This is a genomic window from Chitinasiproducens palmae, assembly GCF_900095735.1.
GTDB classification, from domain to species: domain Bacteria; phylum Pseudomonadota; class Gammaproteobacteria; order Burkholderiales; family Burkholderiaceae; genus Chitinasiproducens; species Chitinasiproducens palmae.
The window spans coordinates 586,755-611,757 of sequence record NZ_FNLO01000002.1; the positions used below are offsets into that span (position 1 = coordinate 586,755).

The window sequence follows — 25,003 nt, forward strand, 5'->3', positions numbered from 1 at the left end:
ACGCTGGACCGGCATCGCGGCGAGCGATGCCGGTGCGGCATCACCCGTTCAGAAGTCGAACTGCGCCGACAGCAACAGCGTACGCGGCGCCGACACCGTTGCGTAGGTACCGCTGATCAGCCAGTAATTGCGATTGAACAGGTTCTCCACGTTGGCCCGCAGCACGACCGCTTTGCCAAACACCTGCGTCCGGTAGCGAGCGCCGATGTCCACCCGCGTGTAGCTCGGCACTTGCAAGGTGTTCGTCGCGTTGAAGTATTCCGACGACGTCGTGATCACCCGTCCATTGAGGCCGAGGCCCGGCACCCACGGCGTGTCCCAGTCGAGTCCGAAATTCAGCGCATACTTGGGCACGCCGTTGGCCGTGTTGCCGTTGTTCGCGCCGCCGGCCGTGTTCGTCAGCTTGGCATCGTAGAAAGTGGTGCTCGCCATGAAGCGCAAGCCGCGCGTGACTTCGCCGTAGGCGGCCAATTCGAGACCGCGGTTACGCTGCTCGCCGTCGAACGAATAGATCGTCGTGACCGGATCGGTGACCGCGTTCGGACGCGTGATCTGGAACACGGACACGGAAGTCATCACGCGTCCCCAGTCGACCTTGACACCGGCTTCGTATTGCTTCGACTTGTACGGCGGGAAGACTTCGCCAGCGTTGGCAGCCGTCGCCGGCGCGACGCCGCCACGCGTCAGACCTGAAGTGAAGTTGCCGTACACGGAGACGTTCGAGAGCGGTTTGAACACGATGCCCGCGAGGGGCGACACCGCGCTTTGATCGTAGGACGCGGTGCGCGCTCCGCTCGTCGTCGAGTAATTGTCCAGCGCCACGTTCTGGTGACGCAAACCGGCGGTGATCAGCAGACGATCGTTGGCCAACGACAGCGTGTCGGTGATCGTGAAGCTGGTCAACGCCGTGTCGGACGCCTTCTGCGGCGACGTACGAGCGGCGGTAACCGGCGGCAGCGCCACCGGATTGTAGATGTTCGACGGCACCGTGCCTGCCGAAGTCACGTACGCATTACCGCTCTCCTGGTCGAGGCGCGTGGCCGCGGCGGACACCGTGTGCCCGACGCCGAAGGTATCGAAGCGCGCACGCACGCCGACTTCGCCGGTCGTGGTGCGGTTGTACGAGTCGTAGAAGGCATTGCGCGCGGCGAAGTTACCGAGCGCGTCGACCGGCCCTGACGGGAAGGTCTGTTCCGCCGTTCCGTAGTGATACCCAGCCGCGCCGTAGACGGTTACGGCGCGCGTGATGTCGTATTCGAGACGCGTGAGCACGGCGGAGTCGCGCAGCTTGAGCTCGGTGCCGGGAAAGAAGTTCGCGTAGCTCGACGGTGGCGAGGGCAGCGTCTTGATGGTCGACTGGAAGCCGACTTGCGGACGGAAGTTGTCAGTATCCTCGCGGACGCTGTACGCATCGAGAGACCACCGCAGCCGCTCGCCACGGTAGTCCAGGCCGATCGCGCCAACGCCCTGCTCCTGCTTACCGCCATTCACGGTGGTGTCGCCGTTGCGATAGCTGCCGTTGAAGCGAATGCCCCACTCGTTGTTCTTGCCGTAGCGGCGGCCGACGTCAGCTTGAACGCCGAATTGCGACTTGTTCTGGTACGTCGCGGTGAGACGCGTCAGCGGCTCGTCGTCGGCGCGCTTGGTCACGATGTTGACCGCGCCACCGATGCTGCCGCTCGGTCCGATGCCGTACATCAGCGTTCCCGGTCCCTTCAGGACCTCGACGCGCTCCATCATGATGGCCGGCATGCGGCTGCCGGACACCATGCCATACAGCCCATTCAGGCCGACATCGGTGCTCGACACGGTGTAGCCGCGAATCTGGAAGTCCTCGCCGAATCCGTTGCTCGATGTCAGCATGCGCACCGATGCTTCGTTCACGACGACATCGGCAAGCGTACGGGCCTGCTGATCCAGCAAGGCCTGCTGCGTGTAGTTTGTGGTGCTGAACGGGATGTCCATCGTGTTGGACGTGCCCAGAATGCCGAGGCCACCGCCGCGCGCCACCTGTCCGCCGGCATAGCCCGCCGGCAATCCGTCGGTCGCCGCCGCGGCCTTCACTTCGACCTGCGGCAGCGGTGCCGAATCGGCGCCGGTCGCCGTCTCGCTGGCCGCCTGCGCATGCACGAAAGTCGGTAGCGCCAGCGTGGCGGCCGCTCCCAATGTGACGCGCCCAACCGCCTGCGCCAACGCCGTGCGTCTGAACAGACGCTGTCCTTGACGCTTCGGCGTCTGGTGGTGATTCATGATCTGCCCTTTGTCTTGAAAAATGAGGAACTGCGCTCTCGTTTGTCATGACCCGCGAGATTCGAAAACGGATCACCGAGCGCAAGGAATTTCGACAGATGTCCCTCAGGGCAATCGGAGACAGCGAGCCAGGGTTGTCAGGGCCCGCGTTTGATCAAGGGTTATCGGAGGCGGCCGCGCATTGCATTCAATCGCCAAGCGCGTTGGCTGCGAAGCAAGGCACTCGACGAGGAAGAAGACCGGACGACGCCTGCCGCGTCGAACGACGTCGCATCGATTGAAGTGATAAACGCCGGGCGGCTGAGGCTGAGCGCGAATGAGCCTGGCGCTTCGGAGCGGGCGAACGCGTGGAAGCAGCGGCCACGCCGTCCGATGCGCGCCCCAGGCTGCTGAATGCGCTAAGCCCGTCCAACGGTCCCTTCCAGGTGCGCGCCATGCGCGTGAAGCCCGCGGTTCAGATCTCCGCGAGATAGCACTGTTCCAGCGCCTTGATCAGATAACGCTTGACTGTCGGCACCGAGACGCCGAGCGCATCGGCCACCTCGGCATGCGTCCTGCCCTCCAATTGGGACAGGAGAAAAGCCCGCTTGACGATGGCCGGCAGCCCATCGAGCAGTCGATCGATCTGACACAGCGTTTCGAACAGAAGGGCGCGCTGCTCCTCGGAGAGCACCGTTTGTTCAGGCAGTTGCGCCAGCGCATCGAGGTAGGCCCGCTCAAGCTTCTCGCGGCGCCACAGGTTCGAAACCAGGTTGCGCGCGACCGTGGTGAGAAAGGCACGGGGCTGTTCGAGCGTCGCAGGCGCACTGTCGGTCGTCAGCAGCCGCACGAACGTATCCTGCGCAATGTCCGCGGCCTGCTCGAGATTACCAAGACGTCGATACAGCCAGCCCTGTAGCCAGGAATGGTGGTCGACATACAGTGATTCGACGGTGGACGGAACGAACATCCGGAGCACTCGATTGGCCACACCGGCGTGCCCGGTCGCGCGATAGCGCGGCGAGTACGGTCGTGGAGTCCAAATACAAATGAGAAACATTATTAATATCTCGTAATGCGTGTCATTGTCAACAAGCAGCGCAGCGATTCGCCGATAGCCGTTCAACCCGGGCTGGGATCGTGGAGCCGAGTTGTACGACCGCAACATGCGGTAGCGTTCACCCGCCGCGCGACGATCCTTGTCGAGCAAGCGGCAGACGAATGCCGCGGAGTGCCGTCCGCCAAAGCGTCGGGGCGCTACCCGCCATTTGTTTCTTGCGGCTCCATCACCCGCCCTGCGAGCGCGCTCGCCGCGTCCGGGTCGCCAGCCAGTAGGCGCGAATACTGCGCTGAACGTCTTCGACAGCGCCCACGACTGCCTTGTGGATGCTTTTCGCGACAGTTGCGAGCCGGCCGCCAGCAGCGTATAACCGCTGGGCGCCTGGCCCCTGGGTTGAGCCGACGCGTCCAACCTGGGCGCGGGGATGCCGCCGTGCCGCGCTGGGAAGGCGCGGGGACCGGCGGCGGTAGCAGCGGCTTCGCACCGCCCGCACCGCTGCCGCGCCCGCGCCGCGTTGGCGGTGCCTTGGTTGCCTAAGGTGCCTCAGTCGCACAGCAACGGCGCGTCGACAAGGCAATAGCCACCTTGCCGGCGACCTCACCCGATAGACTTCGGTGCTCACGTTCCGTCGACTCCGACTCGGCGACTGGTGCGCCGCACTGACCGCCGCATGCAAGCTGAAAAACCTTCGACGAGCCGATCCAGCAGCGACGACGACACGCCTGTCGATCGCGCGGTGGCGCGCGCCGCTGCAACCTGGATGGTGCGGTTGCAGGAAAACGCGAGCGCCGAAGACCGTGCGGCATGCGAGCAATGGCGTGCGGCGCATCCGGAACATGAACGTGCGTGGCAGCGCGCGCAGCGCATCAACGAGATGTTCGGCATGCTTCCCGCCGGCGTCGGCATGCACACCCTCGACGCGGCCGCGCGACGCGAGCGCCGCAACGCGATCAAGCTCTTCGGCGCACTGCTGGTGGCCGGTCCTGCCGCCTATCTCGCCCATTTCGCCTATCGCGCCGCGCCGTGGCAGCAGTGGACTGCCGCACATCGCACAGGCATTGGCGAACGACGCTCCATAAACCTCGCGGATGGAACGCGCATCGAGTTGAACACCTCGACCTCGCTCGACGTCGCCTTCAGCGCAACGGAGCGGCGCCTGATGCTCTATGAGGGCGAGATTCTGGTACAGACCGGGACCGATTCGAGCGTGACCGTGCATCGCCCGTTCGTGGTACAGACAGAGCAAGGCCGCATCACTGCCCTCGGTACCCGTTTTGTCGTCAGGGAACTTGGGGGCCAGGCAGCCACCCAGGTAGCCGTCTTCGAGCATGCCGTCGAAGTCGCAACCCACACGGCGCCGCAGGCGCTCACCCTGCTCCGCGCCGGTGAACAGGCGCACTTCGCTGGCACCGTGGGGCCGGTCTCCCCGCTCGACACCCACGTTGCCGACTGGTCGCGTGGCTCACTGTTCGCCGACCACATGCGTTTGGAAGACTTCGCCACGGAGCTGGGCAGGTACCGCCCCGGTGTGCTGCGCTGCGCCCGAGACGTTGCGGATCTACGAATCAGCGGTGTATTCCAGCTCGATAACACCGACAACATCCTCACCGCGCTGCCGCAGACCCTGCCTGTACGGATAACCTATCGCACCCGCTTTTGGGTGGAGATCGCCGCCGCGTAATGCTTCAGTCAGTTGCGAGCCCAGCCGGCCCGATAACGCGTGCCTGTGTTGACCTGCCCGCGTCGCCGCCGCGCCGCCCGGCCACGAACGTGCAGCCGGCGCGGACATGCGTCTCCTTTCCGGGGCGCAGTATACCGGCACGCGTCCGCGCGTTGTGCGTGTCTCGCGCGGTGCGCCCAGGGCAGCGCGCGTGAGCAGTCCAGCGCATCGCGCGCCACGCCGCTTCGGCGCCATCTCATCGGCCATCTCTGCGTGGCAGGCTGCGCCAGCGCGCCGCGGATTGGCGATACCGATGCGCGCTGCGGCGCTGCCTGCGCTTGTTGCCAGTGCCGCTCTTGTCTCCGACGCGGCTGCCGCGGTTCGCGCGGCCGCGTTCGACGTCGCGCCCGGTCCGCTCGCTGCCGTGTTGACGGATTATGCGACACAGGCGGGCGTGACGGTCCTGCTCGATCCCGCGCTGGTCGAGGGCAGACTGAACGACGGCCTGCGCGGCGACTTCACGGTACACGAAGGATTCGCCACGCTGCTGCGCGGCAGCGGTCTGGTGGCCGACGAACGGCGCAGGCACGTATTTGTATTGCGCGCGGAGGCCAGCGGCGCGGTTGTCGTCGGCGCCCCGCAAGCCGTGCGCAGCGAGCGCGTGTTGCCGCCCGTGCACGTCCTGTCCCGCCGCAGCACGTCGGACGATGACGCGGTTTCGCCATTCGTCGCCAGCGCCAGCGATGCTGCGAACAAGGTGTCAACGCCGCTGCTCGAAACGCCGCAATCCGTTTCCGTCGTCACCCGCGCGCAGATGGACGAGCAGAACACGCAGACGCTGAACGCGGCGCTGCGTTACACCGCCGGCGTCACGCCGGAAACGCGCGGCAGCGTGGCCACCCGCTACGATCTTCTCAAGGTCCGCGGCTTTGCCGCGGACAATTACTGGGATGGCTTGCGCATGATCGGCAACAACGGCTACGCGGTGCCGCAGCTCGATCCATACGTGCTGGACCATATCGACGTCGTCCGCGGTCCCGCATCGGTGTTGTACGGCCAGGCGTCCGCCGGCGGCATGCTCGATCAGCGCAGCAAGCTGCCAAGCGCCAACCCGTTCCACGAAGTGGGCGTCGAGTTGGGCAACTTCGGCCACCGCCTGGTCAACTTCGACCTTACCGGGCCGGTCGGCGACGACGAACGCCTGACCTATCGCGTGACAGGCCTGGGTCGCACGGAAAACGGTCAGATCGATCACACTCGGAACGAACGTCTGCTGGTCGCGCCCTCCGTCAGCTGGCGTCCCGACGCACGCACCACGTTCACCGTGCTGGGCCTGGTCCAGCGAGACCCGCGCAGCGCTTCGTATGGCAGCGTGCCACCGCTCGGCACCGCACTGTTCAACCCAGTGGGACAGATCAGCAGCACATTCTACGACGGCGATCCCGCTTTCGAACGATTCGACCGAACGCAGACCGCGCTCGGCTACCGGTTCGACCGCGAACTGAATGCGGTCTGGCGCCTGCAGAGCCGTGGCCGCTGGCTGCATGTCGATCAGGACTACGCCAGCGTGTATGGCACGCAGTTGCGCGCCGATGCCAGAACACTCGAACGCGGCACCGTCGCATCGTCAGATCGAGTCGACACAGCGGCGCTCGACAATCAATTGGTGGGCCGTTTTGCCACCGGAGCTTTGGCGCACACGCTGTCGGTGGGAGTCGACTACCAGCGCCTCGACAGTTCCGCGCGGGCCGGCACCGGCGGCGCGCCACCGATCGATGTCTTCGCGCCCATCTACTACCAGGATATTCCAACCCCGACGCAATACGAAACGCAGACCGTCATGAATCAATACGGTATCTACGCGCAGGACCAGGTGCGCTTCGAACGTTTCGTGCTGACGCTTGGCGCGCGTCACGATTGGGCGGACACACTGTCGCGCAGCGCGCGAACCGGAACCGCGGTGCATCAGCACAACGGCGCGTGGAGCGGACGTGCCGGGCTCACTTACGTGTTCGCAACTGGACTCGCACCTTATGCGAGCTTCTCGCAATCGTTCAAGCCGCAAGCGGGCAGCGACGTCAGCGGCACGCCTTTCAAACCCGAGCGTGCGCGGCAATTCGAGGCGGGCCTGAAGTTCCAACCTCCGAACACCGACGCGCTGTTTACAGTGGCCGCCTTCGATTTGAGACGCGAGAACCTTCTGACGCTGGACGCGCTCAACCCTGCTTATCAGGTCGACGCCGGCATCGCGCGTTCGCGTGGCATCGAGTTCGAAGCGCGCCTCAGCGTCAGCGATTCGCTGAACCTGCTGGCAAGCTTCACCTATCTCCAGACGAAGTACCTCACGGACAATGGCGGTCTCGAAGGGAAATACCTCGCCGCCGTGCCGCAGCGTCAAGCGTCGCTGTGGGCAAGCTACGCATTTCAGCGCGATGCATTAGCCGGACTGTCCGTCGGCGCGGGCGCGCGCTACACAGGTGCTACGTTCAACGCCGACAACAACTTCCAGGTACGCAGCTTCGTGCTGTTCGACGCATCGCTCCGATACGATCTTGGCCGCGCGGCGGCTTCGCTCAAGGGGGCTGCGGTGTACATCAACGCACAGAATCTCTTGAATCGGCGCTATGTCGCATCGTGCTATCTGGCCAGCTGGTGCGCGTACGGCTACGGTCGGCAGGTCTTCACGGGCGTCGACTACCGCTGGTAGACAGAACCAGCGAAATGCCCGCTCGTTCCGCTCATCCGTTCCCACCCTGCGCCGGCTCCCGGCGTTGACCGACCGCCCCGCCCGAGGCGGCGCAAAACGTCAGACGCGCGCGCGTCGCCAGGCGGCGGCCAGCATCGCCTCGAGCAGGTCGGCGTAGTGCCAGCCGATGGCCGCCGCGGCGATGGCGGACAGACTGTCCTGGTCGTCACGGCCCGGCCTGCCAGCGCCGGTCATGTTCGGCTTCATATTGAGATCGAAAAGACGGAAAGCGCCGTCGGCGTCCGCACGACAGTCGACCCGTATCGGTGCCAGCGCGCCGACGCGCTCGAAGGCTGCGGCGCATGCTTCGACGAGTGCCGCAATGGCCGGTGCTTTGGCCGCGTCGGCTGACAGGACGGCACTATTGCGCGTCACCGCGACGGTTCCGTTGTACGGCGCGATGCCAGCGACGTGATTGAAGCGGCGCACCGGCGGCAGCACGAACGCGCGCGCTGCCTCGGATCGATCGGTCCGCGGACACGCCATCACCGTAAGCGTCAGTTCCTCGCCGGGCAAGTATGCCTCGACGATCGCCCGCTTGCCGAAGGCGGCGCTGTCGAACAGTTCGCGCAACGCCACGAGCAAAGCTGCGTGATCGGCGACGAGGCTGACGCCTTGACTGCCGCGCCCACGCACGGGTTTGACGACCAGAGGGAAGCTCAGGCCATGCTCGCGGAGATAGGCGTCGTCGAGCGCCTCGATCGCTGGTAGCTCTCCCCCGGCAGCGTCCGCCACGATGATCGACGCCGCGACCGGAAGGCCGGCGGCGCGCAACGCGGCATTGGTCGCGTATTTGTCGTCGGCGCATTGTTGGCGCTCGGGCAATTGACCGACGAGCCAGAAGTCGCCCAAGCGCGAATCGAGCGGATGACCGGCGAACAGCACCGTGTTCGCCCACAGCACTGTCGCGCCCAGACGCGCGGCATGAGCGATGCCGGCGTCCGTATCCGGAAAGACCCAATCCCGATCGCTCCCCGGTGCCGGGGTCGCCACGGGCGTGACTAGCTGCACGCCGCGCCGCCGCAGGCAATACGCGATGTCAGCGCCGCTGTCGGCATAGCCGCCTGGCTTCGGCGCCTTGCGCGCGCCATCGAACACCGGCGGCGCGGTTTGCTGATACAGCACCGCGACCCGCCGCATGTCGCCGGCCCCAATGAACTCGATTGCCATAATGCGATTGCAGGTCACCGACGGACAAGTACACGTCCGCAGTCGGCAGCACAGACGCTCGATGCGCGATGACGGCCGCAATCGCCGCCGCGGGGGCGGGTGCGGGTGCGGCGCCAGGTGCGCCGCGGCCAGCTGTGCCCATCCCCGCTGTTGACGGGCTCCCGGCTCAGCGGCCGGGACGGCTGGTGTCGCTCCGATGGAGGGGCGCGCCTGCCCGCTCGGCGACATCGCGCGCGAACGCCCGCAGCGCGCGCGCCGGGGAACCGTCGACCGACACGTCGAATGCATTGCTGGGCCCGATGGCATTTACCGTCGCGATCAACGCACCGCGATGGTCAAGCAATGGCACGGCAACCGACGCGAAGCCTGGCAGTTCGACATCGCCGACCACCGCACAGCCGTCCCGACGAACCGTTTCGATCATCCGCTCGAGCGCGACGTGCTCCGGCGTCGCCTGTCGCAGGGACGCCTCGGACGTCAGCCGCAGCAGCGGCGCGTAGCGTTCCTCCGGCAACCAGGCCAGAAAGGTTCGACCGGTTGCGGTCGACAACAGCGGCACGGACGTGCCCAGGCGCAATTCAAATGGTGCATGGCCCGCACCTTCCAACTTGTCGATCACCACCGGCCCATGGTCGCCCCACACGCAAAGGCAGACCGTTTCACGAAGCGCCGCGCGCAACGCCGGCAACTGCGCACGCGCGCACGCCAGCGCGTCGATCCGGTTCATGGCCGCGAGGCCGAGACGTATCGCGGTCGGCCCGAGGTCATAAAGACCACCGCCTTGTTGTTGCTGCGCGATACCGAGCCTGACGAAGCTGATCAGGTAACCGCGTGCCTTGCTGGGGGACATACCGATGCGGCGCGCCAGCTCCGTCAGAGAGAGCGCTTCGCGCGCCCCCATCAGTTCCGTGATGAGCCGAAAGCCGAGTTCGACCGATTGAATGCCGCTCTGCTTCGGAACGTCGGCATCGTCGTCCGGCTGCTGTGCTGAGCTCATCGAGAGTTTGCCCGGGAAAATACCGATTATGACGAAAAACGATCCAAGGCACGATTGCAGCATTCATGAGTCATTTCAAGATAGTTGAAATAACCGGATACGGAGGCAGACCATGAACTTCATGCGCAATACTTGGTACGCGGCGGTGTGGGCACAGGATCTGCCGGCCGATCGACTGGTTCCCGTGACCATCATCGGTGAGGCCGTCGTGCTGTTTCGAGATGCAGCAGGGAAGGCGACCGCCCTGCTCGACCGATGTCCGCATCGTCTGGTTCCGCTTCACCTCGGTCGGCTGTGCGATGGCGGCGCGCGCCTGCAGTGCGGCTATCACGGCCTGGAGTTCGACGGCGCCGGCCGCTGCGTACGCAATCCACATAGCGACCGCGTGCCGACCGCGGCAAAGGTGCGCGCCTTCCCCGTCGTCGAGCGCCACTCCCTGATCTGGGTCTGGATGGGCGACGCAGCGCCGTGCGAAGCGCAAATTCCCGACTACAGCGCATTCGACGAGTGCAACAACGCTCGCGTCGGACGACGCGAGACGATCGAACTGGACGTCAACTACCAGCTGATGACCGACAATTTGCTCGATCTCAGCCATGTTTCGTTTCTGCATGATGGCATCCTGGGTCATGCCGACATGGTGCGGGGCAATATCGAGGTGCAGCAGGAAGACAACACGCTCTACGTGCGACGTGCGACGCCGAACGTGGCGCCGCCCGGGATGTTCGACCTGATGTTCCGCCGGGACGGGCAGCCGGTCGACGTGTGGGCCGACATGCGATGGAATGCGCCGGCGTCGATGCTGAACTATGCGGGGGTGTGCCCGCCGGGTGGCGAGCGCAGTGCCGGCGTCCATATCCTGGGCGCGCACATCCTGACACCGGTCTCGGAGTTCCGAACCCGCTACCACGTCGCGGCAGTGCGCTATGACGACACGGTGACGCGCAGCGAAGAGGAAGCCAGCGAAGTGATGCAGAAGCTCGGCGATCTGCGGCGCCATGCGTTCAAGGACCAGGACGAACCGATGGTAATGGCGCAGCAGGACGCGATGATCCGGGCGGGTGGGCTCGACGCCGTGGAGCCACTGCTGCTGAACATCGATGTCGGGCCCGCGCGCGCGCGGCGGTTGCTCGAAACACTGCGGCAACAGGCCGACGAGGTGCGGGAGCCTGTCGAAGCCTGACGTCTTCGCCAACGCTACCGTCCAAGCGAAGCCGCGGGCCGGGGGCAGTCATTCGTCGTCCGGGAAACCTTTGCGCCAGAAGGATGCCGGCGCCACGACGGCGCTCACCCCGACTGCATCGCTCGGATGACGAGGCCGTAGCCGGCAAGCGAAACCGCGCCGTGGACGCACGATGACTGGCGAATGGCGCCCCTCACCGCATCGAAAGACGGTCGCCGCGCGAGTCTTCAGCGCAACGGCAGCGCAACGGCGGCGCCGAACCCAAGCGGCTAGGCGTGCGACGCCAGAATCGCCAGCGCCGCGTCATGCAGCGCGGCCGAAGCGGCCGCGAGTACGCGTCCGCCGCTGTCCACGCTCAAACGTCGGCCGAGCCAGTCGGTGATCACGCCTCCTGCGGCCTCGACGATCGGCACCAGCGCTAGATAGTCGTAAGGTTGCAGCCCGGCCTCGATCACGATATCGAGATGACCGCTCGCCAGCAAGCCATAGCTGTAGCAGTCGCCGCCAAAACGACGGGCGTGCACGCGCTCCGAGACGGCCTCGAACGCCTGCAGCTCTCGTGCATCGAACGCGTCGGGCGAGGTCGTGTAAAGCGTCGCATCGCTGAGCGCGCATCGCTCGCTGGTTTGACACGTACGCGGCTCGCCCGCGCCATGAAACATCGTGTACTCGTGGGCGATGCCCAGCCACCGCTCGCCCAGCACCGGCATGTCGATCAGGCCAAGGACCGGCTCGCCACAATGCAGCAGCGCGATCAACGTTCCCCAGAGCGGCCAGCCAGACACATAGCTCCTGGTCCCATCGAGGGGGTCGATCACCCAGAGATATTCGGCATCCTTGCCGACCGCTTCCTGTTCCTCGCCGAGAATGCCGTGCGCCGGGAAACGCATGGCGATATGTGCACGCAGCAGCGCCTCGACGCTGCGGTCCGCGATAGTCACCGGCGACCGGTCCGGCTTCATGTCGACCTGCAGCGGATGGCGGAAGTGACCCAGGGAAACCGGCCGCGCCGCATCCGCCGCAGCGTGCACGAAGCGGATCAACTCGCGAGGATCCGCCGGCAGGCGCGGACGGGTGATCCGCGCGCGCGCGGAAACGGATGCCACTAAGGCGACGGTGCGATGGCTCATGACGGAATTCGGAGAGGGTGTCGCTGTTCGGAAGAGCGGGGGACGCGACTAGGCGACGACGACCTCGCAGCCCGCCTGCCGGAAAGAGTGAGCAGTGGCGTCCTGAGCGCCACGCGCATCGGTGACCAGCGCACCGACTTGCTCGGGCATCGCATAGATCGAGCGACTCGTCTGGCCAAGCTTGCTGTGGTCCGCCAGGATGACGCAACGCGCCGCGCATGACACCATGGCCCGCGCTACCACCGCTTCGTGCAGCGCATAGCTGCTCGCGCCATGCTGCGCGCTGATACCGACCGGCGACAGCATGGCCAGGTCCGCGCGATATCGATGGACCTCCGCCACCGTGATATCGCCGTAGGTGGCAATGCCATCGTCGTCGAGCCGACCACCGAGGAGAATGGTCTCGATGCCGACGCGACGCGCGGCCTGGTCGTTCAAACGGCGCGCCAGCTCGACACCGTTCGTCAACACACGCAAGCCGTGCACGACCGCCAGCGCTTCGGCGAGCAGCGCGGTGGTGCTGCCCGCATCGATGAAAAGGGTCTGTCCGGGCTCGACGAGACGCAGCGCCGCACGCGCGATCGCCCGCTTTTCCGCGGCGCGCGCGGTCCTGCGCACCGCCAGCGGCGGTTCAGGGTGCGACTCGGTGAGCGCCACGATGCCGCCGTGGACGCGGCGAAGGCTGCCTTGTGCCTCCAGCTGCAACACGTCGCGCCGCACCGTCTCGCGCGAAACGCCGAGATCCTGCGCAACGCGCTCGGTGCTGACCTGCTGCAGGCTGGCGAGTAGCGCGGTGATTCGCTTCAGACGGATTTCCTGGAGCATTGGAAGGTAAGTTTAGCGTCGGGAAAAGGTCAGCGCGGCCGACGCGCACGCATCGCGCGGGCACTGCAGCCATGGAATACGATGAGGCTCGCCGCGACGGTGACCATGATGCAAGTCGAGAACGCGGCGGCCTGCGCGGTAAAGCCCGCCTCGTCGAGCCGCATCACGGCGACGGCGGCCAGTGGCAGGTCTGGCGTGACGAGGAAGATCACAGCCGAGAGCGTGACCATCGAACGCATGAACAGGAACGCCGCCAGTCCGCCCAGCGTCGCGGACAGCGCCGGCAAATAGACGTCGCGCAGCGCGGCGCCGGTGCCGCCGCCGAGGACGGTGACCGCATCCTCGAGTGCCGCCGGTACGAAGCGCAGGCCGGTCGCGACCATCGCGTGACCTTGCGTGTAGTAGTGCACGATGTTGCAGCAGACGAGCAGCGCGGCGGAGCCGTACAGTGTGCCAAGCGACAAGACCGGGGCGTTGAAGGCAAACAGGTAGCCGAGCCCCAGCACCAGACCCGGCACCGTGACGGGCGCCGCCACGAGAAAGCCGGCGAGCGTCGCGTAGCCGCCGGTCGCGCGACGCATGCCGTACGCCAGTGAAAAGATGCCGACCGTGCCGACGGCGGCGGCCACTGCGCTGACCTTCACGGAAAACCAGAGCGAGCCGAGCCCGTCCGCCAGCACCAGCGCGTAATGGCGCAGCGTCCAGTCGAAACGATACGGCCACAGCTGGACAAAGCTTGCCAACACGACCGTGCCGATCACGACGGCGATGGCGGCCGCAATCGACAGGGTCGCCGCCGAGAAGCACAGATCGCGGGCGCACTCAGGCACCGGCGCCGAGTGGTGTCGGGCATCGGCATGGCTTCCGGCGGGTATCCGCTCCAGCCGTCGATCCGCCAGCACACACAGCGCGGCCGGCAGCAGCAGCAGCATGCCGACCACCGCGCCCATGCCGAGATGCATCTGTCCGCTGACCTGGTTGTAAAGCTCCGTTGCAAGCAACGGATAGTCGCCGCCGATGACGACGGCATTGCCAAAGTCGGTGATCGTCACGGTGAAAACCACGAACGCGGCGCGGCCCAGGCCGTACCGCGCGCCCGGCATCGTCACGTCGAGGAAGCGGCGCCAGGCACCGGCGCCGAGCAACTGCGCGGCTTCGTGCTGACTGGCATCACCGCGCCGCAACGCGGCCCGCAAGATCAGCACTGCCTCGGGCAACGCGTAGAGCACGTCGGCCAGCACCAGCCCCCAGAAACCGTAGATGTCGGGACGGGTACCGGTGAGACGGCCCACAATGCCGTTGCGCCCCAGCAGGAAAATCAGCCCGAGCCCGAGAACCAGCGACGGCGCCAGCACCGGCAGGGCCATGGCCGCAGTCACCAGACGCTTGCCACGCATGGCAGTGCGCTCGATGCCATACGCCAACACGAATCCCAGCATCAACGCAAAAGCGGTCGCCGTGACACCGAGGACGGCGCTGTTCCATGCGGCGTGCCAAACGCGCGGCGCGCGTAGGACGGCAGCATAGTTGCTCGCCCCGATCGTGCCGGTCGCATCGTCGATCAGGCTGTGCCACGCGATCGCCAACATCGGCAATGCGAAGAAGACCAGCAGCAAGGCCAGCGGCCAGAGCAGGCACAGCCGCCACAGCCAGCGCTCGACCGCCTTTGCGCGCGGCGACGTCGGCACCGACGGGCGCGTCCCCACCCTGCCGTCCCGGCGCGACGCGGCGAAACCGCGTCGCGAAGACATCCAGACTTTCATGCCGTTGCTCCGGCCGCCGCATCGTCAGCCACGGGCTCGCCTCCGAACCAGGTACAGCGCTCGAAGTCGGTCAACCGTACGTTCACCGTCTCGCCTGCCGCGAATTCAGTCCCGCCGAAGACGTCTGCGGTCAGCCGCAAACCGCGCCAATCAAGATGGACGCGCTGCAGTCCGCCGAGGAAAGTGACCGAACGGATGCAGCCCTCGCCGTCCGGCGCGTGACTCAGCGCCAGACTCTCCGGCCTCACGTACAGGTCCAGGTCTCGCGCATCGAGCGCGTCCGGGACAGCGACGCCCGGCAACGCGCATGCGGCGGCGGCCGGCAGCAGGTTGCCCTGCCCCATGAAGGTCGCAACGAAGCGCGAGCGCGGGTGTCGATACAACGCCGCGGGCGTGCCCGCCTGCTCGATACGCCCGGCATTCATGCAGACGATGCGATCGGCCAGCGTCATGGCCTCCTCCTGGTCATGGGTGACCATCAAGGTCGGCACGCCGAGGCGACGCTGCATGTCGCGCAACTCGTCGCGGAGCGCGCCTCGCACATGTACGTCCAGCGCGGAAAACGGCTCGTCCAGCAATAACAGCGCAGGCTCGACCGCCAGCGCGCGGGCGATCGCAACGCGTTGCTGCTGCCCGCCGGAAAGTTGCGCGGGATAGCGCGACGCCATCCCTGGCAGGCGCACCATGTCCAACAGTGTTGCCACGCGCGTGGCCATGGCATCGCGGGACCAGCGCCGCAAGCGCAAGCCATAAGCAACGTTTTCCGCCACGGTCATATGCCCGAACAGCGAATAGGACTGGAACACCATGCCAAAGTTGCGCTCACGCGCGCTGATCCCGGCAAGCGTACGCCCGTCGAGCGATATCCGCCCCTCGTCCGCCTGCAGCAGGCCTGCGACGATGCGCAGGAGTGTTGTCTTGCCGCAGCCGCTCGGTCCGAGCAGGCAGACGAATTCGTCGGCACCGATTTCCAGATCGATGCCGTCGAGCACCGGCCGGCCGTCGAAGCGCTTGCCGAGATTCTCAATAGTCAGTGCCATAAAACTCGCAGCCTCGCGGGCGCGGTGCGCGGTCCGTCGGACCGTGCACCGCGCCCGCTTCCGCTCACAGATCCGCCAAGCCGATCGCGGGGTCGCTCAGCCCGTGCTTGCCGGTCTCGACACGGCCAGCGAAGCGCCGCGCGAAGGAAGGCAGTTCGGTACACGAGACCGCGAAGTCGTACCAGCTGGCGCTACCCGACAGGTCCCAATGCACATCGGTGCTGGCCCCGGCCGCCACGACCAGGTTCCACGGACCGTCGGAACGATATGCCTTCGCGCGAATGCTGACCTGCGCCGACGCCTGTCCGCTGTTGCTGACCGTCAGATAGACGTTGCCGTTGGTGATGTCGTAACAGACCCGCACCTCGAGGTTCGGCTTGGCACTGGTCTGTTCGGCCAGGTTGCCAGCGAAGCTGCGGTGATAGCCGTTCGGTCCGAGCACCCACAGGTCATACAAACCGCTGTCGTCGCGCGTGTCCCAGCTGTCGTCGAGCTGCTTGCCAGACTCGACCATGTATCGCTGCGGCACCCGGTCGAGATGCAGACGGTCGTACACATGGAAGACCGCGGCCTGCGTACCCGTGTTCGAGAAAAGCAACTTGACGGTGCGCGCGGTGGCATCGGTGCGGGCGCTGGTGTGCAGTTCATACGGCAGCGCCCGCGCCGGCCGCGCCCCCGTCTGCTGTTTCGGCAGGCTCTGCACGGTGGGCGGCTGGATCTGCGCGAGCGCTTCCTGCGCATTGCGCAACGCATCCGCCGCCTCACGCGTCTTGCGACCGCCCAGCACCGGCAGGACATCGTCGTTCGGCGTGGCGAAATCGAACGCGCTCGTCAGGTCGCCGAAGACGGCGCGCCGATAGGGACTGATGTTGGTCTCGGCGATGCCGAAGCGCGCCTCCAGGAAACGCAGCACCGACGTATGGTCGAACTGCTGCGAGTTCACCCAACCGCCCCGGCTCCACGGCGACACCACGTACATCGGCACGCGAGGTCCTGGACCATAGCAATCCGCGTCCGCTGGCGGCATCTCCGTGCCTGAAACCGCGGCGTGATTGTAGTATTCGTGGGCCATGTCCGACGCGGCCAGCGTCGACTTCCCGTACGCGTCGCCCGGCGTCGTTCCCTTGAGCGACGGCGCGCACGGCGGCGGATAGTGGTCGAAGAAGCCGTCGTTCTCGTCGAAGTTGATGAGCAAAACCGTCTTGCTCCACACGTCCGGCACGGCGGTCAGCGCGTCGAGCACCTGCTGGATGTACCAGCCACCCTGCACCGGGCTGGACGGCCCCGGATGCTCGGAGTAAGCCGCTGGCGCGACGATCCACGAGACCTGCGGCAGCGTGCCCGCCTTCACGTCGGCTTTGAAGGTACCGAGGAAGCCGCCGTCCGGCATCGTGTTGGCAATGCCCTTGTAGAGCGGTGCCTTCGCGTCGTCGGTGGCGCGGTCGTAGGCTGGATTGACCTCGACGTCGTGATACACCGGCTTGCCGGACGCGACGTTGGCCGCACGGTACTGCTTGAAGCCGAACAACGGGTTGTCGGTGAAGTTGTCGGGCATCGACTGATACACCATCCAGCTCACACCGGCGCTCTGCAGACGCTCCGGGTAGGTGGTCCAGGAGAAGCCGCCCTTGCTGATGTCGGTCGTACGGTCCAGTTCGTCCCAGACGTTGTTCACCACCACGCTGCGGTCGCCGACGTTGGCGCCGTTCGTGCCGGTCCAGTGGAACATCCGGTTCGTGTTCGTGCCGCCGTGCAACGACGAGAAGTAGCCGTCGCAGATCGTGAAGGCATTGGCCAGCGCGAACTGGAACGGCGCTTCCGCTTCCGCGAAATAGCCCATCGATTGCTGCTTCTTGTACCGGGGCCACTGATACATGCGACCCTTGTCCCATGCATCGCGCGCATCGGTCCAACTGTGCGGCGTGCCGCTCACGCGTTGCGCGTTGCCCTTCGATTGGTCCAGGTGATACGGCAGTACCGCCTTGCCCTCGGCGTTCAACTGCTGCAGCACGTTCAGGCCATTCGGCACCGGTATCGTGAAGCGATCCCCGAAGCCGCGCACGCCGGCGAGCGTGCCGAAATAGTTGTCGAACGAGCGATTCTCCTGCATGAGAATCACCACGTGCTCGACATCCTTGATGGTGCCAGTGCGGTTGTTTGCCGGGATGGCGAGCGCACGACGGATGCTCGCGGGGAACATATTGAGCATGCCGGCGGCGGCGGCCGTGCCAACGCCGGCACGCAGGAATTTACGTTTCGATTGGTCGATCATGACTGGTTACGCGTCTGAATGATGGAGGGCGCTTACGGAGCGCAACGCATCTGCGGGGCGCTCGCACCACTGCCGGGCGTGGGCGTGCTGGCCGGGTTGTCAGGCGTGGTACCCGGGGCGTTGCCCGGCTTGCCCACGTCGCTGCCGCCGCCGCACGCTGCCAGCAGGCAGGCGAACGCCAACATTGGAATGACGGCTAGGCGCGTCTTGCATGTGTTGATGGATTCAGTTGTCCTATTCATGTCGATCAGGTGCTTTGGGGGACGAGATGGGTCGCCGGAACATGGCCGTCGCCTCGCGGGACGACGGCACCATTCGAGGCGTGACGGCTGCGTGGCGCAGCGAGAGTCAGCGCCCCAGCGTCTTCTGCCAGGTGGCGAGAATGCTCTCGCGTTCGCGCGAGGACTTGGCGAAGTCCACCGGATACAGGACACTCGACAAGTCGGCCGGCAGGCCAGCCGCCTTCGCGGCCTGCGACTGGGGCGTGCCGTTGATGGTGACGATCTCCTTGTAGCGCGTGTACACGGCAGCGGCACGCGGCGAAAGAGTCCAGTCGAGGAACCGCTTCGCGTCGGCCTTGTTCGCCGCGGCTTTCATCAGCCCGGAGGCCTCCAACTCGTATCCCGCGCCATCGCTCGGCACGATCATCTTGATCGGGTAACCTTCCTTGACCGACTGCATCGCGGCGAACGCGAGGGATGTGCCAATCGCGAATTCGCCCGCGCGCGCCGCCTTGCATGGCGCGGAACCCGATTTGGTGTACTGCGCCACATTGGCATCGATCGCCCTGAGCAGTTTCCATCCATCGGCGTCACCGTTTTTCTGCAACAACGCGGCGATCTGCAGGTAACCCGTGCCAGACGAGACCGGGTTGGGCATCACGATCTCGCCCTTATAGCGGGGATCGGCGAGCGCCTGCCACGTCGTGGGCACCGGCAGGTTCTTCGCCTTCAACACCTCTGTGTTCACGCAGAACGCCGCCATGTAGCCGGTTGCGGCGAACCACTTTCCATCGGTGGCGCGATAGCGCGCCGGCAAGGCCGCGCTGCCCTTGGCCGCATAGGGTTCCAGCAGCGCGTCGACGCGCGGATCGAGCATGTTCGTCAAAGCCCAGCCCCACAGCACGTCGTTGCGCGGATGCGCGGCTTCGGCCAGCAGACGCGGACCCAGGTCGCCCGTAGACAGCCGCAGGACCTTGATATCGATATCGGGCAAATCCTGTTTCGCGGCGGCGAGATAATCCTTGATTTCGTCCTCCTCGAGCGCCGTGTAGACGGTGACGGTGCCCGCATGCGCGGTGCCCATCGCGCCCAGCGCGAAGGACAAGCCGGAACCGAGCGCGGCGAGCGACGCTCGGAGGCGGCGCGCACGAAAGAATGGCGAGTGGACTTGCATACTACCCCCGTGAAGTACAGCGTTGCGCGCCACGCAAGCCGCGGCGTCCCGTGTTGTCATTGCGTCGTGCATCACGTGCATCAGCTCGCGCGACTGCGCCAGCGAAACAAAGCCATATGCAACGAAATGCACGGATGCAAAATATGCCAACGACGGATGACACGCCGATGACGATTCGCTCCGCGGGCCTGCGCCGAGGTGAAACGCGTGCCGCAGCACCGGCGGCAGATCGTGCAGCGATCTGCCGGCGACGGCATCTTCGGTGACAGGGCAAGCGTCGGTCGAACCCAGTAAGCGCATCGCGGCGCCGTACCGTGCCTTGCGCTGCCCGGAGTCGGCGCGAATCAGTGCGTCTCGCGAGCGGCGAGGGCCTGCGTCACGGACCGCCTGGCGACTCGGACAGCCGGGACGCTGCGTCAGACCGCTGGACTGCGACGCCGCGCGACCGATGCGGCGGCCGATGTGGCGACCGACAGGCACGCGGATGGACAGGCCGGTCCGCGCGGCGGACGCGTATCACTGGGGTGCCCTGCGCTTCGGCCCGCTGACGCGCGGACGCTTCGACAGGACCGCACCGGCGATAACCTCGAACAGATGCGCGGCGCGCGATGCGTGGGCGGGTTGCTCGCGTAGCCACGCCAGCGCCGCTATCAGGTCGAAGAGTTCCGCACCGTCCAGATCGGCGCGCGCCGTGCCGTCGCGTTGCGCACGGCTGAGGAGTGCCGCGCCAGCGGCGCGCAATGCGACGCATGCGACGTGCAACGCCGACTCGGGATCTTCGATGGCGCTCATCATCACGGCGATGACGCCGCGATGACTGTGCGTCAGCTCGGTGGTTTCCTGCATCCACGACAGCAACGCTTCGTCGGGTGAATCGGCATGTTCGAGTTCGCGGGCGCGCCGCGTCAGCGCGTCGAAACCCGATCCCAGCAAGGCCTCCAACAACGCTTCCCTGCTCGGAAAGTGCCGATAGAGCGTGCCCAGGCCCACCTCTGCGCGACGCGCAACGTCTCTTAGGGAGGCCTCGGCGCCCTGTTCGATGAAGACCTCGCGGGCGACGGCGAGCAGGCTGTCGTAATTTCTCTTGGCGTCGGCTCTCATGATCGCGACTTGACAAAACGGAACGGCGCTCCGATTATATGGAGCAGTGTTCCGTTGAAGATAGCGTATTTTTCGCGAGGGAGAAAGCCATGTCTGCCACCAAGATGAAGGCGGTTCAGCAACATCGCTTCGGCGGTCCGGAAGTGCTGCGGCTCGAGGCGGCGCCAATACCGAGCCCGGCTCGCGGCGAAGTGTTGGTGAGAGTGCATGCGGTCGGCCTGAATCCGCCGGATTGGTACCTGCGCGAGGGGTATAAGGACCTGCCGCCGGCGTGGCGGCCGCAGCTGGCCTTCCCTCTTATTCTCGGCACCGACATCTCCGGCATTGTTGCCGCTGTGGCCGATGACGTCGCCGACTTTGCAGTCGGGGACGAGGTCTATTCGATGGTCCGTTTTCCCGATGGCGCAGCGGGGGGAAGCCGGGCCTATGCGGAATACGTCAGCGTGCCATCGACGCAGTTGGCACGAAAGCCGGCGAACCTGGATCACGTGCATGCCGCGGCCGCGCCGATGTCGCTCCTCACTGCGTGGCAGTTCCTCGTCGCACTTGGGCACGACGCACCGAATCCACTGCAAGCAACGCGCCACGAGCCAGTGCCGCTCGGTGGCAGGACCGTGCTGGTCAACGGCGCAGCGGGCGGCGTCGGCCATCTCGCTTTGCAGGTTGCGAAGCTGAAGGGCGCGCGCGTCATCGCAGTGGCGTCGGGCGCGAACGCGGCATTTCTGAGAGATCTTGGCGCCGACGAATTCATCGACTACGGTGCGCAGGCCGCCGAGGCCGTGGCCAGCGATATCGATCTTGTTGTCGATGCGGTCGGCGGCGCAGGCGCCGGTCGTTTCCTGCGAACACTCAAGCGTGGCGGCGCGCTGTTCCCGATCTTCCCGCTCGGGTTCGCCGCGGGCGACGAGGCCAAGCAACGCGGCGTCACCGTCTCCGCAACCCAGGTGAGATCCAGCGGCGCCCAGCTTGCTGAACTCGCGCACTTGCTCGATAGCGGCAAGATCCGAGTCGCCATCGACAGCACCTTTGCGCTGGCCGACGCGCAGGCAGCCCACGAACGTGCTGCGCGGGGCCATATCCGCGGCAAGATCGTCCTCACGGTGCGGTGATTGCAAAACCGTGGGCGCCGCTTCATCTGCCAGGTCGTCGCTGCGGCGCCCACGACATTGGAACCTATCCTGATGAATCTCTTGAAATCGGCCATCGACGACCTGTTCGATCCGAAGTCGACCGTGGCGGACGCCACCGACCGGCACTTCGCTGCCGACTTCCGTCAGCGCGTCAACGGACTTTGGATCGATCGCGCGGCATTCGTCGTCGCCGTCGAGCGGCTTCGTGTAACGGTTGCAAGCGCGACCGTCACTGCCCTTGACGAGTTTGTCGACGGCGCTCGCTACGCAGCGCGCCACGTCATCGACCTGCGACAGCCGAACGGCGAACGGCTGCGGCAGGAGGTGTACGTGTTCGGAGAACGAGGGGCTGACGGGCGCTTTACGCGCCCTGGAGGAAAGCACGCTTTCCCTGGATGCCGCCATCCTGTCGAGCCCCTGACTGAGCGCGGGCCCAGGCGCTTCTCTGCCGGCAGTGCCGTCTGCCGCCATGTCTCACCCAGTATCCGCAGGCTGTCTGACCTGCGCTTTGCAGTCGCTCTGCCGGTCCCGCGCGCGTTGGCGGCAAATGCGTCATGCCCGGCAGTGACCAGTCCGCCACCGGGGCGACGCGTGCCACCGCTGCGCGCGCAGTTCCGTGCAGCGATGCGTGACCCGATCACGCCATCCGCCGCGCGTGGCGCGGTAGCGGCCGCGCAACCGCCCGTCAAGTAGAATTCGGGCATCTCCGCCGCTCGCGCTCCCTGCCGTGTCCATCAACTTCGATCTCAACGACCTGCAGGCCTTCCGTGCGCTCGCCGAGCACGGCAGCTTTCGGCACGCCGCCGATGCCGTCTGCATTTCGCAACCGGCACTGAGCCGACGCATCGACAAGCTCGAAAAGGCGCTTGGCGTGAAGTTGTTCGACCGCACGACCCGGCGCGTCACGTTGACGATGACCGGGCGCGCGTTCGCGCCACGCGCCGAACGGTTGCTGGACGATCTGGACGATGCCCTGATTGGCATCACCGACGCCGCGCCCAGCCGGCGGGGCCAGTTGACCGTCGCGTGCGTGCCGTCCGCGGCCTACTACTTCATGCCGCGCGTGATCGCCCAGTATCACCAGCTGTACCCGAACGTGCGGCTCAAGGTTCTCGACACGGGTGCGAACCGCGTGTGCGCGGCAGTGGTCAGCGGTGAAGCCGATCTCGGCCTCAGTTTCGCCGGCAATCTCGACGAGCAGGTCCAGTTCGAGTGGCTGGTTCATGAACACTACGTCGCGGCCTGCCGACGCGATCACCCATTGGCCGGCCGCCAAGAGGTGAGTTGGAGCGAGTTCTTCGAGCACGATTACATCATGGTCGATAAGACCTCTGGCAATCGTTTCCTGCTCGATCAGGCATTGATGCATCTGAAGCCGGCGCGCGCGAGCCTTTGCGAGACGCGGCACGTCACCACCATGCTCGGCATGGTCGAAGCGGGGCTCGGCATCGCCGCGGTGCCAACGATGGCGATGCCCGGCAACACGCATCCGATCTTGACCAGCGTGCCGCTGGTCGAGCCCACCGTCGCGCGCAATGTCGGCTTGATCAAACGACGGGGCCGTGCGCTGAGCCCGGCGGCGCGCGAACTGGAAGCATTGATCGTCGGCATGAAGACACCGTTGCCGTCCCTGCCGGGGGCGGCGACCGGCGCGTCATCGTCGGACAGTGCGCCGAACCCGTAGCGCGCGTCACCGGATACGCCCGCCATCGGACCTTGATCTGCAATCTGCGACGCGCGCCACGCACGCCCTGTCGGACCGACGAGCGGCGGGCGACTGAGCGGTGACGAAGCGGCGCCGATTCAGCTGCCCGTCACGCCGCGCGAGGCTGAGCGTGATCCATCCCCCGCTGCGCGCTCCAGCAGTCGCGCCGCCCCCCAGCCCAGTCCCGTGCACAGTGCGAAATACAGCAGCGCCACGAAGAGGAATATTTCGACAGGGTGCACCATCAAGCGGCTGTTGACTTGGTTGGCAAGGAAAGACAGCTCCGGCACGCCGACGATGTAGGCCAGGGACGTGTCCTTTATCAACGCGACCCATTGATTGACGAACGACGGGATCATGATGCGCAGCGCCTGCGGCATGATGATGAAGCGCAACGCCTGACGTCGGGTGAGACCGAGCGACAACGCGGCCTGCCACTGCCCGGCACTGACCGCGACGATGCCCGCGTGCACGGCGTGGGCCAGGTAGGCGCCGCCGACGAACGACAGGGCAACGACGACCGTCGGTTGGCTGGGCAGATCGACGTGCAACAGCAATGGCAGCACGAAGAAAGTCCAGAAGATCAGCAGCAGCACAGGTATGGCACGGAAGAAGCCGATCACCGCCAGTATCGTCACGTGGACGAGGCCGCGACTCATGGCCAGGGCCACCCCCGCGACAAAGCCAATCAGCGCCGAACCAAGCGCCGAGCAGACCGCCAGCAGCAGCGTCAACGCGGCACCGCCGAGCGGACCGTCCGGAAATGCGCCGAGCAGCAGATAAGGCAACGCGTGCCAAAGATAGTCGGGCATCAGCGTGCCTGCCTGCCGCGGGCTGCGCCCGGTGAAAGTCGTTGGCCGCGCCGCACGAACTGCATGGCGACCTCAAGCAACACGATCACGCCAACGTACATCAATGTCGCCACGCCGTAGGTCTGAAACGTGCGGAAGGTCTCCGACTCCACTGCGCGCGTCTGGTATGACAGCTCGGCCAGACCCACCGCCATTGCCAGCGATGAGTTCTTCACCAGATTCATGTACTGCCCGAACAAGGCGGGCGTTGCCACCTTCACCGCCTGCGGCAGCACGATGTAGCGGAAACATTGCAGGCGCGTGAGGCCAAGCGCCGCGCCCGCCTGCGCTTGCGTGCCCGGCACGCCGCGCAGACCGGCACGGCACTCTTCCGCGACAAAGGCAGCGGTGTAGAGGCTGAGCCCTACCCACGCGGCCACAGCTTCAAATGCCGGCGCTTCCCACGCGACGCTGCCGAAGTGCAGCGTACGCGGCACGTTCAGCCACGCGACCCATGTCGGCGGCAACAGCGACGCCGCGCCGAAGTACCAGAAAAGTAGCTGTATCAGCAACGGCGTGTTGCGAAAAGCGAGGATGTACGACTGCGCCAAGCCGCGCAGCGGCGCTGCGCCCAAGTAGCGCAGCAGCGCTAGCGCAACACCCAGCAGCGTCGCGGCGACACCGCTCGCCAGCGTCAGCAGCAATGTCGTGTACAGCCCCTGCCACAGCAGCTGCATGTAGCGGGGTTCGAGCCAGGCGGTCATACCGGTATGGACGACGAGAAAAGAGGCGGACAGCGCGGCCTG

19 protein-coding genes are annotated in these 25,003 nt (G+C 66.0%); 5 read left to right on the plus strand and 14 right to left on the minus strand.

Annotated elements, in window-relative coordinates:
* Window positions 1–48 precede the first annotated feature (48 nt).
* Window positions 49–2,250, minus strand: coding sequence for a TonB-dependent receptor (locus BLU54_RS05655; RefSeq protein ID WP_091905856.1), 2,202 nt, complete (start codon window positions 2,248–2,250; stop codon window positions 49–51).
* 454 nt (window positions 2,251–2,704) lie between these two features.
* Window positions 2,705–3,199 (minus strand): sigma-70 family RNA polymerase sigma factor, encoded by a 495-nt coding sequence (locus tag BLU54_RS05665; protein WP_091905860.1) that lies wholly within the window; start codon window positions 3,197–3,199, stop codon window positions 2,705–2,707.
* A 760-nt stretch (window positions 3,200–3,959) separates the two neighbouring features.
* On the opposite strand from BLU54_RS05665, the gene BLU54_RS05670 reads away from it, so the two are divergent.
* Window positions 3,960–4,970 (plus strand): FecR domain-containing protein, encoded by a 1,011-nt coding sequence (locus BLU54_RS05670; RefSeq protein ID WP_091905862.1) that lies wholly within the window; start codon window positions 3,960–3,962, stop codon window positions 4,968–4,970.
* 292 nt (window positions 4,971–5,262) lie between these two features.
* Window positions 5,263–7,656: a TonB-dependent siderophore receptor gene (locus tag BLU54_RS05675; RefSeq protein WP_170845036.1), complete on the plus strand. Its 2,394-nt coding sequence runs from the start codon at window positions 5,263–5,265 to the stop codon at window positions 7,654–7,656.
* 99 nt (window positions 7,657–7,755) lie between these two features.
* Here the strand turns inward: BLU54_RS05675 and BLU54_RS05680 are convergent, their stop codons facing one another.
* Complete coding sequence (locus BLU54_RS05680; RefSeq protein WP_211435304.1) at window positions 7,756–8,865, minus strand: D-alanine--D-alanine ligase family protein; 1,110 nt, start codon at window positions 8,863–8,865, stop codon at window positions 7,756–7,758.
* Between the two features lie 166 nt (window positions 8,866–9,031).
* Complete coding sequence (locus BLU54_RS05685) at window positions 9,032–9,862, minus strand: IclR family transcriptional regulator (protein WP_170845037.1); 831 nt, start codon at window positions 9,860–9,862, stop codon at window positions 9,032–9,034.
* A gap of 112 nt (window positions 9,863–9,974) precedes the next feature.
* On the opposite strand from BLU54_RS05685, the gene BLU54_RS05690 reads away from it, so the two are divergent.
* Window positions 9,975–11,045: an aromatic ring-hydroxylating dioxygenase subunit alpha gene (locus tag BLU54_RS05690; protein WP_091905868.1), complete on the plus strand. Its 1,071-nt coding sequence runs from the start codon at window positions 9,975–9,977 to the stop codon at window positions 11,043–11,045.
* A 269-nt stretch (window positions 11,046–11,314) separates the two neighbouring features.
* Here BLU54_RS05690 and hisN read toward each other — a convergent pair whose 3' ends face one another.
* From hisN to BLU54_RS05730, 8 genes are all read right to left on the minus strand, one after another.
* On the minus strand, window positions 11,315–12,175 hold the full coding sequence (gene hisN / locus BLU54_RS05695) for a histidinol-phosphatase (RefSeq protein ID WP_091905870.1): 861 nt from the start codon (window positions 12,173–12,175) through the stop codon (window positions 11,315–11,317).
* A gap of 48 nt (window positions 12,176–12,223) precedes the next feature.
* Window positions 12,224–13,000: a DeoR/GlpR family DNA-binding transcription regulator gene (locus BLU54_RS05700; protein ID WP_091905871.1), complete on the minus strand. Its 777-nt coding sequence runs from the start codon at window positions 12,998–13,000 to the stop codon at window positions 12,224–12,226.
* A 29-nt stretch (window positions 13,001–13,029) separates the two neighbouring features.
* A complete protein-coding gene (locus BLU54_RS05705) occupies window positions 13,030–14,763 on the minus strand; it encodes an ABC transporter permease subunit (RefSeq protein ID WP_211435305.1) in 1,734 nt (577 codons plus the stop codon).
* Window positions 14,760–15,803 (minus strand): ABC transporter ATP-binding protein, encoded by a 1,044-nt coding sequence (locus BLU54_RS05710; RefSeq protein WP_091905873.1) that lies wholly within the window; start codon window positions 15,801–15,803, stop codon window positions 14,760–14,762. Before BLU54_RS05710 ends, BLU54_RS05705 begins: the two co-directional genes overlap by 4 nt.
* A 64-nt stretch (window positions 15,804–15,867) precedes the next feature.
* Window positions 15,868–18,075, minus strand: coding sequence for a phosphocholine-specific phospholipase C (locus BLU54_RS05715; protein ID WP_091905875.1), 2,208 nt, complete (start codon window positions 18,073–18,075; stop codon window positions 15,868–15,870).
* 32 nt (window positions 18,076–18,107) lie between these two features.
* On the minus strand, window positions 18,108–18,317 hold the full coding sequence (locus BLU54_RS05720) for a hypothetical protein (RefSeq protein WP_091905877.1): 210 nt from the start codon (window positions 18,315–18,317) through the stop codon (window positions 18,108–18,110).
* Between the two features lie 106 nt (window positions 18,318–18,423).
* Window positions 18,424–19,470, minus strand: coding sequence for an ABC transporter substrate-binding protein (locus BLU54_RS05725; RefSeq protein ID WP_091906039.1), 1,047 nt, complete (start codon window positions 19,468–19,470; stop codon window positions 18,424–18,426).
* A gap of 516 nt (window positions 19,471–19,986) precedes the next feature.
* A complete protein-coding gene (locus tag BLU54_RS05730; protein ID WP_091905879.1) occupies window positions 19,987–20,571 on the minus strand; it encodes a TetR/AcrR family transcriptional regulator in 585 nt (194 codons plus the stop codon).
* Between the two features lie 89 nt (window positions 20,572–20,660).
* Between BLU54_RS05730 and BLU54_RS05735 the strand changes: the two genes are divergently transcribed.
* Window positions 20,661–21,680: an NADP-dependent oxidoreductase gene (locus tag BLU54_RS05735; RefSeq protein WP_091905881.1), complete on the plus strand. Its 1,020-nt coding sequence runs from the start codon at window positions 20,661–20,663 to the stop codon at window positions 21,678–21,680.
* A 748-nt stretch (window positions 21,681–22,428) separates the two neighbouring features.
* On the plus strand, window positions 22,429–23,385 hold the full coding sequence (locus BLU54_RS05745) for a LysR family transcriptional regulator (protein ID WP_091905883.1): 957 nt from the start codon (window positions 22,429–22,431) through the stop codon (window positions 23,383–23,385).
* A gap of 119 nt (window positions 23,386–23,504) precedes the next feature.
* Here the strand turns inward: BLU54_RS05745 and BLU54_RS05750 are convergent, their stop codons facing one another.
* The gene (locus BLU54_RS05750; protein WP_091905885.1) at window positions 23,505–24,218 is read right to left on the minus strand and encodes an amino acid ABC transporter permease; all 714 of its coding nucleotides are present in this window, start codon (window positions 24,216–24,218) and stop codon (window positions 23,505–23,507) included.
* Window positions 24,218–24,961 (minus strand): amino acid ABC transporter permease, encoded by a 744-nt coding sequence (locus BLU54_RS05755; RefSeq protein ID WP_091905887.1) that lies wholly within the window; start codon window positions 24,959–24,961, stop codon window positions 24,218–24,220. The genes BLU54_RS05750 and BLU54_RS05755 overlap by 1 nt, the downstream gene beginning before the upstream one ends.
* Window positions 24,962–25,003 lie beyond the last annotated feature (42 nt).

Excerpts from the sequence above, each read along its gene's own strand:
- BLU54_RS05670 (WP_091905862.1), top strand. The coding sequence starts at position 3,960 with ATGCAAGCTGAAAAACCTTCGACGAGCCGATCCAGCAGCGACGACGAC.
- BLU54_RS05675 (WP_170845036.1), top strand. The coding sequence starts at position 5,263 with ATGCGCGCTGCGGCGCTGCCTGCGCTTGTTGCCAGTGCCGCTCTTGTC.
- BLU54_RS05665 (WP_091905860.1), bottom strand. The coding sequence starts at position 3,199 with ATGTTCGTTCCGTCCACCGTCGAATCACTGTATGTCGACCACCATTCC.
- BLU54_RS05680 (WP_211435304.1), bottom strand. The coding sequence starts at position 8,865 with ATGGCAATCGAGTTCATTGGGGCCGGCGACATGCGGCGGGTCGCGGTG.
- BLU54_RS05705 (WP_211435305.1), bottom strand. The coding sequence starts at position 14,763 with ATGAAAGTCTGGATGTCTTCGCGACGCGGTTTCGCCGCGTCGCGCCGG.
- BLU54_RS05685 (WP_170845037.1), bottom strand. The coding sequence starts at position 9,862 with ATGAGCTCAGCACAGCAGCCGGACGACGATGCCGACGTTCCGAAGCAG.
- BLU54_RS05735 (WP_091905881.1), top strand. The coding sequence starts at position 20,661 with ATGTCTGCCACCAAGATGAAGGCGGTTCAGCAACATCGCTTCGGCGGT.
- hisN (WP_091905870.1), bottom strand. The coding sequence starts at position 12,175 with ATGAGCCATCGCACCGTCGCCTTAGTGGCATCCGTTTCCGCGCGCGCG.
- BLU54_RS05700 (WP_091905871.1), bottom strand. The coding sequence starts at position 13,000 with ATGCTCCAGGAAATCCGTCTGAAGCGAATCACCGCGCTACTCGCCAGC.
- BLU54_RS05725 (WP_091906039.1), bottom strand. The coding sequence starts at position 19,470 with ATGCAAGTCCACTCGCCATTCTTTCGTGCGCGCCGCCTCCGAGCGTCG.
- BLU54_RS05690 (WP_091905868.1), top strand. The coding sequence starts at position 9,975 with ATGAACTTCATGCGCAATACTTGGTACGCGGCGGTGTGGGCACAGGAT.
- BLU54_RS05750 (WP_091905885.1), bottom strand. The coding sequence starts at position 24,218 with ATGCCCGACTATCTTTGGCACGCGTTGCCTTATCTGCTGCTCGGCGCA.
- BLU54_RS05715 (WP_091905875.1), bottom strand. The coding sequence starts at position 18,075 with ATGATCGACCAATCGAAACGTAAATTCCTGCGTGCCGGCGTTGGCACG.
- BLU54_RS05755 (WP_091905887.1), bottom strand. The coding sequence starts at position 24,961 with ATGACCGCCTGGCTCGAACCCCGCTACATGCAGCTGCTGTGGCAGGGG.
- BLU54_RS05710 (WP_091905873.1), bottom strand. The coding sequence starts at position 15,803 with ATGGCACTGACTATTGAGAATCTCGGCAAGCGCTTCGACGGCCGGCCG.
- BLU54_RS05655 (WP_091905856.1), bottom strand. The coding sequence starts at position 2,250 with ATGAATCACCACCAGACGCCGAAGCGTCAAGGACAGCGTCTGTTCAGA.
- BLU54_RS05730 (WP_091905879.1), bottom strand. The coding sequence starts at position 20,571 with ATGAGAGCCGACGCCAAGAGAAATTACGACAGCCTGCTCGCCGTCGCC.
- BLU54_RS05720 (WP_091905877.1), bottom strand. The coding sequence starts at position 18,317 with ATGAATAGGACAACTGAATCCATCAACACATGCAAGACGCGCCTAGCC.